This window comes from Stenotrophomonas sp. STEN087 (assembly GCF_056759115.1).
The window spans coordinates 1-10,132 of record NZ_JBRRCR010000118.1 but is presented as its reverse complement, the minus strand read 5'-3'; the positions used below and the strand labels follow the sequence as shown (position 1 = coordinate 10,132).

The following is a 10,132-nucleotide window of genomic DNA, read 5'->3' as shown; positions in this document are numbered from 1 at the left end:
TTGGCGTGTGTGTGGGGGGGGCCACCCTAGCGGCGGGGCTGGGCCGGGGGCTACCGCACCGGTCCACCCCTGTATGCGCGGGCCCATGCCCGGCGGAGACGTTATTCCGGCGGCGGCAGCGGCCGTGTCCACAGCCAGATCGCCACCACGGTCATGCTGCCGATGGAAAACCACTTCACCCAGGCGATCGGCACGCACCACAGCATGATGCCGGCGCACGCGGCCATGGTGATCGTGGCCATCCACTTGCCGTAGCGGCTGACCGCACCGTGCGCCTGCCAGTTGGCGATGGCCGGGCCGAACCGCGGGTGCTGCAGCAGCCAGGTGTGCAGGCGCTCGGAGCCGCGCGAGGCGGCCCAGGCCGAAATCAGGATGAATACGGTGGTCGGCAGGCCCGGCACGAAGATGCCGACGATGCCGGTGCCGAGGCTGGCATAGGCCAGCAGCCACCACGCCCAGCGGAAACGCACCACGCGCGGCGGCGGCGTGTCATCCGGAGGCGGTGGCGCGGGCGCGGTCATGGCCGCAAGGATACCGGTTCAGGGTACCAGGCAGTGCCCGGCACCCTGTCGCGATCACGGCTGGACGATGCCCAGCTGCTGCAGCACGAACGCATACGACTCGGAGAGTTCGCGGTACCGCTGGAAGCGCCCGGACTTGCCGCCGTGGCCGGCTTCCATGTTCGTGCGGAACACGATCGGGTAGTGGCCGGTGTTGTCGTCACGCAGCTTGGCCACCCATTTGGCCGGTTCCCAGTACTGCACCTGCGAATCCCACAGGCCGGTGCCCACGAACAGCGACGGATAGGCCTGCTGCTTGACGTTGTCGTAGGGCGAGTAGGACAGCATGTAGTCGTAGTACTGCTTCTGCTCCGGGTTGCCCCACTCGTCGTACTCGTTGGTGGTCAGCGGAATGGTCGGGTCGAGCATGGTGGTGACCACGTCGACGAACGGCACCTGCGCCACCATCACCCGGTAATCCTGCGGCGCCTGGTTGGCCACCGCGCCCATCAGCAGGCCACCGGCGCTGCCACCGGAGGCGGCGACGCGATCCTTGGCCGCCCAGCCCTGCGCCACCAGGCCACGGGTGACGTCGATGAAGTCGTTGAAGGTGTTCTGCTTGTGCAGCAGCTTGCCGTTCTCGTACCAGTCGCGGCCCATTTCCTGGCCGCCACGGATGTGCGCGATGGCGTAGACCACGCCACGGTCGAGCAGGCTCACCGCGGTCTGGTTGAAATACGGGTCCATCGACATGCCGTAGCTGCCGTAGGCGTACTGGAACAGCGCGCCCTTGCCATCCTTCTGGTAGCCCTTGCGGTAGACCAGCGACACCGGCACCTTCACCCCGTCGCGCGCGGTGATCCAGACGCGGTCGGTTTCGTATTTCGAGGCGTCATAGCCGATGACCGGCTGCACCTTCAGCTGGCGACGCTCGCCGGTGGCGGTGTTCAGTTCGAACACGGTGGTCGGGGTGGTCATCGAGGTGTAGACGTAGCGCAGCCACGGCGTGTCGGCCTCGGTGTTGTCGCCGAGGCCCATCGAATACGCCGGCTCGTCGGCCTTCACGTAGTCGCTGCGGCCATCCTTGAACAGCAGGCGGATGCGCTCCAGGCCTTCGGAACGTTCGGCGATGGCGGTGTAGCTGTCGAACAGCTCGAAGCCTTCGATGAACACCGCATCGTCGTGCGCGATCCAGTCCTTCCACTGCGCACGCGAACTGGCATCGGTGGGCGCGGTGACCAGCTTGAAGTTCTTCGCCCCATCGTTGGTGCGGATCACCCAGCGGCCGTCGTAGTGGTCGGCGTCGTACTCGACGTCACGCTGGCGCGGGGCCAGCACGGTGAACGTGGTCGGGTCGCTGGCCGGCGCGTAGCGCTCTTCCGAGGACACGGTGCTGTGCACGCCGATGGTGATGAAGCGATCGTCGCGGGTGCGGCCGATGCCCATGTAGAAGCTGTCGTCCTTCTCTTCGTAGACGACGGTGTCGGCGCTGGCCGGGGTGCCCAGCACGTGCTTCTTCACCCGCACGGTCAGCAGGGTTTCCGGATCGTTCTCGACGTACAGCACGGTGCGGTTGTCGTCGGCCCAGACCAGGTTGCCGGAGCTGCCGGTGATGACGTCAGGCAGCACCTTGCCGGTGGCCAGGTCCTTGAAGCGGATGGTGTACTGGCGGCGGCCGACATCATCGTCGGCCCAGGCCAGCAGCTGGTTGTCCTGGCTGACTTCCATCGCGCCGACGCTGAAATAGCCCTTGCCGGCGGCCATCGCGTTGACGTCCAGCAGGATTTCCTCGGCCGCCTCCATGCTGCCCTTGCGGCGCGCGTGGATGGGGTAGTCCTGGCCGGTCTCGTAGCGGCTGTAGTACCAGTAGCCGCGCTCGCGCGCCGGCACGCTGGAATCATCCTGCTTGATGCGGCCGACGATTTCCTTGTACAGGGTGTCTTCGAGCGGCTTCAGCGGCGCCAGCAGCTGGTCGGTGTAGGCATTCTCGGCCTGCAGGTAGGCCAGCATGTCCTTGTTCTCGCGCTTGTCGTCGCGCAGCCAGTAATAGTCGTCGTTGCGGGTGGCGCCGAACGGCGCCTTGACCTCGTGCGGGTGCTTGGCGGCATCCGGCGGAACGGGCGGGGTGGCGGCGGTAACGGTGCTGGTCATCAGGCTGGCAAGCAACAGGCAGAGGGTGGATTTCATGAGATAGGGCTCCTTGAGGGGCAATGCAATGGCGTCCTTGCGCCCGAGTCTGGGTTGCGGAAGGACGGTGGGCAACCCTGCGGATCGTCATGGTGGCCATGCCTGCCGGCATTACCGCGACCTTGCCGGGGTCAGAGCCCTTTTGCAGGCAAAAGGGATCCGACCCCGGGCGCGGCGTACCATGGCGGCATGAGCACCCTGCCCCACACGCCGGGCTACAGCCGGCGCAGCCATGAAATCGCCCCGTTCCACGTGATGTCCCTGCTGGCCCGCGCGCAGGCGCTGGAACAGGCCGGCCACGACGTGATCCATCTGGAGATCGGCGAACCGGACTTCACCACCGCCGAACCGGTCGTGCGCGCCGGCCAGGCCGCACTGGCGGCCGGCCATACCCGCTATACCGCCGCGCGCGGCCTGCCGGCCCTGCGCCAGGCGATCAGCGGTCTCTACCGCAGCCACTACGGCCTGGACATCGATCCCGAGCGCATCCTGGTCACCCCCGGTGGTTCCGGCGCACTGCTGCTGGCCAGCAGCCTGCTGGTCGATCCGGGCCGGCACTGGCTGCTGGCCGACCCCGGCTATCCCTGCAACCGCCACTTCCTGCGCCTGGTGGAAGGCGGCGCGCAGCTGGTGCCGGTCGGCCCCGACACCGCCTACCAGCTGACCCCGTCGCTGGTGGAACAGCACTGGAATGCCGACAGCGTCGGTGCGCTGGTCGCTTCACCGGCCAACCCCACCGGTACCGTGCTGTCGGCCGATGAACTGGCCGCGCTGTCGACCTCGCTGCATGCGCGCGGCGGCCACCTGGTGGTGGACGAGATCTACCACGGCCTGACCTACGGCCTGGATGCACCCAGCGTGCTGCAGGTGGATGACAGCGCCTTCGTGCTGAACAGTTTCTCCAAGTACTTCGGCATGACCGGCTGGCGGTTGGGCTGGCTGGTGGCGCCGCCGGCGGCGGTGCCCGATCTGGAGAAGCTGGCGCAGAACCTGTACATCAGCGCGTCGAGCATCGCCCAGCATGCCGCCCTCGCCTGTTTCAGCGAGGAATCGATGGCGATCTTCGAACAGCGCCGCGAAGCGTTCCGCCAGCGCCGCGATTTCCTGCTGCCGGCCCTGCGCGAGCTGGGCTTCCGCATCGAGGTGGAGCCGCAGGGTGCGTTCTATCTGTACGCCGACGTCAGTGCGTTCACCGACGATGCGCAGGCGTTCTGCGCGCACTTCCTGGAAACCGAGCACGTGGCATTCACCCCGGGCCTGGATTTCGGCTTCCACCGCGCCAACCAGCATGTGCGCCTGGCGTATACGCAGGAAGTGCCGCGGCTGCAGGAGGCGGTGGAGCGGATTGCGCGCGGGTTGAAAAGCTGGGGCGCCTGACCGGCGCGAACGACATCCACGCGTGGCGTGGCTTTACTGGTAGATCCACGCCATGCGTGGATGCGCGGAACCCAACGAAAAACGCCGCCCGAGGGCGGCGTTTTCCGTTCTGCTTACTTGCCGCCCAAGCGCTCCCACAGGAAGCTGTAGGCCAGGGCCGACATGTGTGCGGCCTGCGCGTTGTTGGCTGCGCCGCCGTGGCCACCTTCGATGTTCTCGTAGTAGGTCACGTCCTTGCCGGCGTCGATCATCTTCGCCGCCATCTTGCGGGCGTGGCCCGGATGCACGCGGTCATCGCGGGTGGAGGTGGTGAACAGCACCGGCGGGTAGGTCTTCTTCGCGTCGAACAGGTGGTACGGCGAGAAGGTCTTGATGAACTCCCAGTCGCTGGTGTCCGGGTTGCCGTACTCGGCCATCCACGAGGCACCGGCCAGCAGGTGGCTGTAGCGCTTCATGTCCAGCAGCGGCACCTGCACCACCACCGCACCGAACAGTTCCGGGTACTGGGTGAGCATGTTGCCGGTGAGCAGGCCACCGTTGCTGCCGCCCTGCACACCCAGGTGCTTGGCCGTGGTGATCTTGCGGGTGACCAGATCCTGCGCGACCGCGGCCATGTCTTCATAGGCCTTGTGACGGTTCTGCTTCAGCGCCGCCTGGTGCCAGCGCGGGCCGTACTCGCCACCGCCACGGATGTTGGCGACCACGTACACGCCGCCCTTCTCCAGCCAGGCGCGGCCCATGCCACCGGAGTAGCTCGGGGTCAGCGAGATCTCGAAGCCACCGTAGCCGTACAGCAGGGTCGGGTTGGAACCGTCCAGCTTCATCGCCTTGTCGTGCACCACGAAGTACGGCACGCGGGTGCCGTCCTTGCTGGTGGCGAAGTGCTGCTCGATCACCTTGCCCTCGGCATCGAAGAAGGCCGGCATGGTCTTCAGCGTTTCCGGGGCCTTGCCGACGTCGGCCAGGGCCAGAGTGGTCGGGGTCAGGTAATCGGTGGCGGTCAGCCACACCGCATCGCTGTCGTTGCTGTCCACTGCGCCCACGGCCAGGGTGCCGAAGGCCGGCGCACCGACGAACTCACTCTTCTGCCAGCCGTTGGCACCCGGGGTCAGCACCGACAGGCGGTTCTTGACGTCGTCGAGCACGTTCAGCACAAGGTGGCTCTTGGTCCAGGTGGCACCGGCCAGCGAGGTGGTCGCGGTCGGGGTGAACAGGACTTCGAAATCACGCTTGCCGGCCAGGAAATCGTCGAGCTTTGTCGCCAGCAGCGAGCCGGAGGCGTAGGTCTTGCCGCCCACGGTCCACGGGTCGCGCAGTTCCAGGGTCAGCCACTGCTTGTGCAGGCCCTTCTCGGCCGAGTTCGGCGCGTCGATCTTGGTCAGCGTGCCATTGTCGGCGCGCAGGTACAGCTCGTTGTTGTAGAAGGCCAGCGTACGGCTGACCAGATTGCGCTCGAAGCCCGGGGTGTCATCGTGCATCGCCGCGATGTACATGTCTTCCGGCTTGCCTTCGTAGACCACGCTGGCCGAGGCCAGCGGCGTGCCGCGCTTCCACAGCTTGGCCACGCGCGGGTAGCCGGAGGTGGTCATCGAACCGGCACCGAAATCGGTGTAGACGAACACCGAATCACGGTCGATCCAGCCCAGACCGCCCTTGGATTCGGGGCGGAAGAAGCCGTCCTTGATCCAGGTCTTGTTGGCCAGGTCGAATTCGCGGGTGACATCGGCATCGGCGCCGCCGCGCGACAGCGCGATCAGGCAGCGGCTGTAGTCCGGGCGCAGGCAGTCGGCGCCGTGCCAGACCCAGTTTTCGCCCTCGGCCTTGTTCAGTGCATCCAGATCGAGCACGGTTTCCCACTGCGGCGAGGCCTTGCGGTACTCGGCCAGGGTGGTGCGGCGCCACAGGCCGCGCTCGTGCTGCTGGTCCTTCCAGAAGTTGTAGTAATAGTCGCCGATCTTCTGCACGCCGGGAATCTTGGCGTCCGAATCGAGCACCTCGCGGATGCTGGCTTCCATCTGCTTGAAGGCCGGGGTCTGCGCCAGGCGACCCTCGGACTTGGCATTCTGTTCCTTGACCCAGGACAGCGGCTTGTCGCCGGTGACGTCCTCCAGCCAGGCGTAACGGTCGGTTTCTTCAGCAGCCACGGCGGTCCCCACCGAAGCAGCGGTCATCATGCCGGCCAGCAGGCAGGCGGAAGCGAATCGTGACATTGCGGTTCCAGGCAGTCATAAGCGCTGGAACGCTAGCACGGATCCCCGGGGCCGCCCCCGTGTCGAAGGTCAGGCCGCAGCGGTACGCGCGCGCCGCGCCCGTGCCGGCAGGCGCCTGGCCTGCACGCCCGGCTGGCGCAACCGGCGCAGCCAGGCCCGCAGCGGCAACGGGCAGCCCAGCAGCGCCCACCAGGCCGCCACCGGCATGCCCACCAGCCATAGCGGCAGCCAGCCCAGCCAGACACTGCTGCCGCGTGCCGCCGGCCACACCAGCACCAGCGCGAGCCCGGCCAAGGCCAGCTGCTGCACGCTGCGCAGCAGGCGGCGGTCGGAGGCGAAGCTGTCGCGTTCAGCAGGGTTGCGACGGGAAGAGCGAGCGTTCATGGGCGTTCTCGACGATTCGATGATGCCCAGCTTGGCGCGCCGCCTTCTCAGGAGCTGCGACACCATTGACGGATCGAGCACACACAGTCGACCATGCTTGGGCACCCAATGGAGTTCGCTCCCGCATGTCCTCGATCCGCCCGTTCTGCGCCGTGTTGCTGGCTCTGTCCCTTGGAGGCCCCGCGCTGGCCGCCAGCGACCCGCCGTCGCCGCGCGCCAGCGCATCGGGGGCCTCCGAATATGGTGCGCCGATCGATCTGCAGCGCTTCATGGGTACCTGGTACGTGATCGGCCGCGTGCCGAACTTCATCGAACGCGGCCACGTGGCCAGCGTCAACGAGTACACGCTGCGCGAAGACAACAAGGTGGGCATCGTCTACCGCTACCGCGATGGCTTCGGTGCGCCGCAGCAGGAAGTGCGTGCACGTGCCAGCGTCGACGCCGACAGCGGCAACCACGCCTGGCGCACCTGGTTCTACCGGATCGTGCCGACCCATTCGCGCGTGCTGGAAGTCGCCCCGGACTATTCGTGGGCGATGATCGGCTACCCGGGACGGGAAATGGCCTGGATCTTCTCGCGCCAGCCGGACATGGACAAGGCGCTGTACAAAGAGCTGGCCGAGCGCCTGCGCGACGAGTACGGCGTGAACACCGACAAGCTCAAGCGCGTGCCGCAGCACGCCGACCAGGTCGGCAAGCTGGGCTACGAAGTCCCGAACGTGCGCTGAGAAAGCGTCGCCGGGCATGGCCCGGCGCTACCCGAACTATACCGGGCCATGACCGGCGTACGTGACGTGCCTTATGCCGCCCGCGGCTGCACGCGGCGCTCGATCTCGCCAAGCGTGGGCAGCGTCTTCAGGTCGTAAGTCGCCTGCAGCGCCAGCCACGATGCGGCATCACCGCCGAAATGGCGCGCCAGCCGGGCAGCAGTATCGGCGGTGATCGCGCGTTCGCCATGGACGATGGCATGCAGGCGGGTGGCCGGAACATCCAGTGCCCTCGCCAACGCGTTCACGCTCAAGGCCAGTGGGGAGAGGAACTCTTCGCGCAGGATCTCGCCGGGATGGATGGCCCGCAGGCGATTGTCGATTGGCTTCATGGCGAATGCCTCAGTGGTAGTCAACGATTTCCACGGATTGCGGACCGCTGTCGGTCCAGATGAAACACAGCCGCCACTGATCGTTGATGCGCAGGCTGTGCTGCCCTTTGCGGTCGCCAGCCAGTGCCTCCAACCGGTTGCCAGGCGGACTACGCAGGAACGCCAGCGTCTGTGCCGAGTCAAGCATCTGCAGCTTGCGCTCGGCTGCGCGTCGAATCGGCAGCCAAGCGCGCACGCAGTGGCCTTCAAACAAGGCGCGGGTGTACTTGCAACGGAAGGACCGGATCATTCCGTAAAACGTATTACGTCACGCGGAATATACCAAGCAACTGGATGTGCTGCCAGTCCCGGTTCGGTGATTCAGGTTTTCAATGGATCGATTGCGTCATGCCGCCGCCGGGCATGGTCCGGCGCTACCCGAACGATGCGGGCGACGCCCGGCACCGGGTTACTTGCGGGTGTAATGCGCGACCAGGCGGTCGCCAAGCATCTGCAGCAGCTGCACCAGGATCAGCAGCACCACCACGGTGACCAGGGCCACGTCGGTGCGGTTGCGCTGGTAGCCTTCGCGCAGCGCCAGGTCGCCCAGGCCGCCCGAACCGATCGCGCCGCCCATGGCGGTGAAGCCGACCAGGGCGACGGTGGTGACCGTGGCGGCGGCAATCAGGCCCGGCCGCGCTTCAGGCAGCAGCACCCGGGTGACCAGCTGCCAGGTGGTGGCACCCATCGACTGCGCGGCCTCGACCACGCCACGGTCCACTTCGCGCAGCGCGGTCTCGACCAGGCGCGCATAGAACGGCGCCGCACCGATCACCAGCGCCGGCAGCGTGCCGAGCACGCCGATCGACTGGCCCATCAGCCACAGCGACACCGGAATCAGCACCACCATCAGGATGATGAAGGGCACCGAACGCAGCAGGTTCACCACGATCGCCAGTACGCCGTAGGCAAACGGACGACGCTTCATCTGCGGCGCGCCGAACACGTACAGCAGCACGCCCATCGGCAGGCCGATGGCCAGGGTCAGCGGAAGCGAGCCGGCCATCATCAGCAGCGTCTCGATGGTGGCCTTGCCGATATCCACCCACTTGTCCGCATCCAGATGGCGGAAGAAGCCTTCAGCAGTAGCGACGATCATCGACGCAGTTCCTCAACGTGCACGCCGGCGGCCACGAACGCGGCCTGCGCGGCGGACTGGTCACCGCCCACCAGGGCGACCACCAGCTGGCCATACGGGGTGTCCTTGATCCGGTCGATGCGCCCGGAGAGGATGTTGTAGTCGACGCCGGTCTGCCGCGCCACGCTGCCCAGCAGCGGTTCGTAGGTATCGCCGCCGAGGAAGGTCAGGCGCACGATGCGGCCGCCGACCACGTCGAAATCGCGGTGCAGCGTGCCCTCGTCCACATGCTCCGATTCGCTGACGAAACGGCGCGTGGTCGGGTGCTGCGGGTGCAGGAAGACCTGGGTGACCGGGCCGGTTTCCACCAGCTCACCCGCATCGAGCACGGCCACTCGGTCGCAGACGCGGCGGATCACATCCATCTCATGGGTGATCAGCACGATGGTCAGGCCCAGCTCGCGGTTGATCTTCGACAGCAGCGACAGCACCGAGGCCGTGGTCTGCGGATCGAGCGCACTGGTGGCTTCGTCGCACAGCAGGATCTGGGGGCGGGTGGCCAGCGCACGGGCGATGCCCACGCGCTGCTTCTGGCCGCCGGACAGCTGCGCCGGATACTTCGCCGCGTGGTCCTGCAGGCCGACGGTCTGCAGCAGCTCGGCCACGCGCGCGTCGATCTCGGCCCTGGCCATGCCGCCCAGTTCCAGCGGGAAGGCGACGTTGCCGGCCACGGTGCGCGAGGACAGCAGGTTGAAGTGCTGGAAGATCATGCCGATGCGCCGGCGCAGCGCGCGCAGCCCGTCGGCATCCAGCGCGGTGATGTCCTCGCCGCCGATCAGCAGGCGCCCGCCGCTGCGTTCTTCCAGGCGGTTGATCATGCGGATCAGGGTCGACTTGCCCGCGCCGGAATGGCCGATGATGCCGAACACTTCGCCGGCCTCGATGGTCAGGTCCAGCGGTTGCAGCGCGCTCACTTGGCGGCCGGCAACGGCATAGGATTTGTGCAGGCGCTGGAACTCGATCACGGGCGTGGCTCACCGGCAGGGCGATGGAAGGGGCGTGCAGCCTACCAGCGCCGGCGGTTGCGCGCCTGCGCCTTGGGCCAGAATGTTATTCCTTTTGGTTCTAAGCCGCGTGTACCGGGGATGACGGTGGGGGTCCCAGCCCCAGCGGGGGTCCCCCCCCCCGGGGGGCAGCCCCCCCGGGGGGCGGCCCCCCCCCCCCCCCCCCCCCCGCCCCCCGGGGGCAGCCCCCCGCG

At 67.2% G+C, this 10,132-nt stretch carries 10 protein-coding genes; 2 read left to right on the top strand and 8 right to left on the bottom strand.

Annotation, left to right across the window (positions count from 1 at the left end):
* Positions 1–101: 101 nt before the first annotated feature.
* A complete protein-coding gene (locus tag ACVOK1_RS19270; protein ID WP_481562965.1) occupies positions 102–521 on the bottom strand; it encodes a YbaN family protein in 420 nt (139 codons plus the stop codon).
* 54 nt (positions 522–575) lie between these two features.
* Positions 576–2,687, bottom strand: coding sequence for a S9 family peptidase (locus ACVOK1_RS19265; protein ID WP_481562964.1), 2,112 nt, complete (start codon positions 2,685–2,687; stop codon positions 576–578).
* Positions 2,688–2,876: 189 nt separating this feature from the next.
* Here ACVOK1_RS19265 and ACVOK1_RS19260 point away from each other — a divergent pair, with 189 nt between their 5' ends.
* Positions 2,877–4,064, top strand: a complete 1,188-nt coding sequence (locus tag ACVOK1_RS19260; protein ID WP_481562963.1) for a pyridoxal phosphate-dependent aminotransferase — start codon at positions 2,877–2,879, stop codon at positions 4,062–4,064.
* A 113-nt stretch (positions 4,065–4,177) separates the two neighbouring features.
* Here the strand turns inward: ACVOK1_RS19260 and ACVOK1_RS19255 are convergent, their stop codons facing one another.
* Both ACVOK1_RS19255 and ACVOK1_RS19250 read right to left on the bottom strand, forming a co-directional pair.
* A complete protein-coding gene (locus ACVOK1_RS19255) occupies positions 4,178–6,274 on the bottom strand; it encodes a prolyl oligopeptidase family serine peptidase (protein WP_481562962.1) in 2,097 nt (698 codons plus the stop codon).
* A gap of 69 nt (positions 6,275–6,343) precedes the next feature.
* Positions 6,344–6,658: a hypothetical protein gene (locus tag ACVOK1_RS19250; protein ID WP_108770059.1), complete on the bottom strand. Its 315-nt coding sequence runs from the start codon at positions 6,656–6,658 to the stop codon at positions 6,344–6,346.
* A 125-nt stretch (positions 6,659–6,783) separates the two neighbouring features.
* Here ACVOK1_RS19250 and ACVOK1_RS19245 point away from each other — a divergent pair, with 125 nt between their 5' ends.
* Entirely contained in the window at positions 6,784–7,386 is a 603-nt protein-coding gene (locus ACVOK1_RS19245) for a lipocalin family protein (protein WP_116865473.1), read from the top strand.
* Between the two features lie 71 nt (positions 7,387–7,457).
* Here the strand turns inward: ACVOK1_RS19245 and ACVOK1_RS19240 are convergent, their stop codons facing one another.
* The 4 genes from ACVOK1_RS19240 to ACVOK1_RS19225 all read right to left on the bottom strand — a co-directional run bounded on the left by ACVOK1_RS19240 (position 7,458) and on the right by ACVOK1_RS19225 (position 9,899).
* A complete protein-coding gene (locus ACVOK1_RS19240) occupies positions 7,458–7,757 on the bottom strand; it encodes a HigA family addiction module antitoxin (protein WP_200752698.1) in 300 nt (99 codons plus the stop codon).
* 10 nt (positions 7,758–7,767) lie between these two features.
* A complete protein-coding gene (locus ACVOK1_RS19235; protein WP_481562961.1) occupies positions 7,768–8,046 on the bottom strand; it encodes a type II toxin-antitoxin system RelE/ParE family toxin in 279 nt (92 codons plus the stop codon).
* Between the two features lie 159 nt (positions 8,047–8,205).
* Positions 8,206–8,895, bottom strand: coding sequence for a methionine ABC transporter permease (locus tag ACVOK1_RS19230; RefSeq protein WP_108770061.1), 690 nt, complete (start codon positions 8,893–8,895; stop codon positions 8,206–8,208).
* The gene (locus ACVOK1_RS19225; protein ID WP_481562960.1) at positions 8,892–9,899 is read right to left on the bottom strand and encodes a methionine ABC transporter ATP-binding protein; all 1,008 of its coding nucleotides are present in this window, start codon (positions 9,897–9,899) and stop codon (positions 8,892–8,894) included. The genes ACVOK1_RS19230 and ACVOK1_RS19225 overlap by 4 nt, the downstream gene beginning before the upstream one ends.
* Positions 9,900–10,132 lie beyond the last annotated feature (233 nt).

Bases quoted from the DNA above. Each gene is read 5' to 3' on its own strand.
- ACVOK1_RS19270 (WP_481562965.1), bottom strand. From the start codon at position 521: ATGACCGCGCCCGCGCCACCGCCTCCGGATGACACGCCGCCGCCGCGC.
- ACVOK1_RS19265 (WP_481562964.1), bottom strand. From the start codon at position 2,687: ATGAAATCCACCCTCTGCCTGTTGCTTGCCAGCCTGATGACCAGCACC.
- ACVOK1_RS19260 (WP_481562963.1), top strand. From the start codon at position 2,877: ATGAGCACCCTGCCCCACACGCCGGGCTACAGCCGGCGCAGCCATGAA.
- ACVOK1_RS19255 (WP_481562962.1), bottom strand. From the start codon at position 6,274: ATGTCACGATTCGCTTCCGCCTGCCTGCTGGCCGGCATGATGACCGCT.
- ACVOK1_RS19250 (WP_108770059.1), bottom strand. From the start codon at position 6,658: ATGAACGCTCGCTCTTCCCGTCGCAACCCTGCTGAACGCGACAGCTTC.
- ACVOK1_RS19245 (WP_116865473.1), top strand. From the start codon at position 6,784: ATGTCCTCGATCCGCCCGTTCTGCGCCGTGTTGCTGGCTCTGTCCCTT.
- ACVOK1_RS19240 (WP_200752698.1), bottom strand. From the start codon at position 7,757: ATGAAGCCAATCGACAATCGCCTGCGGGCCATCCATCCCGGCGAGATC.
- ACVOK1_RS19235 (WP_481562961.1), bottom strand. From the start codon at position 8,046: ATGATCCGGTCCTTCCGTTGCAAGTACACCCGCGCCTTGTTTGAAGGC.
- ACVOK1_RS19230 (WP_108770061.1), bottom strand. From the start codon at position 8,895: ATGATCGTCGCTACTGCTGAAGGCTTCTTCCGCCATCTGGATGCGGAC.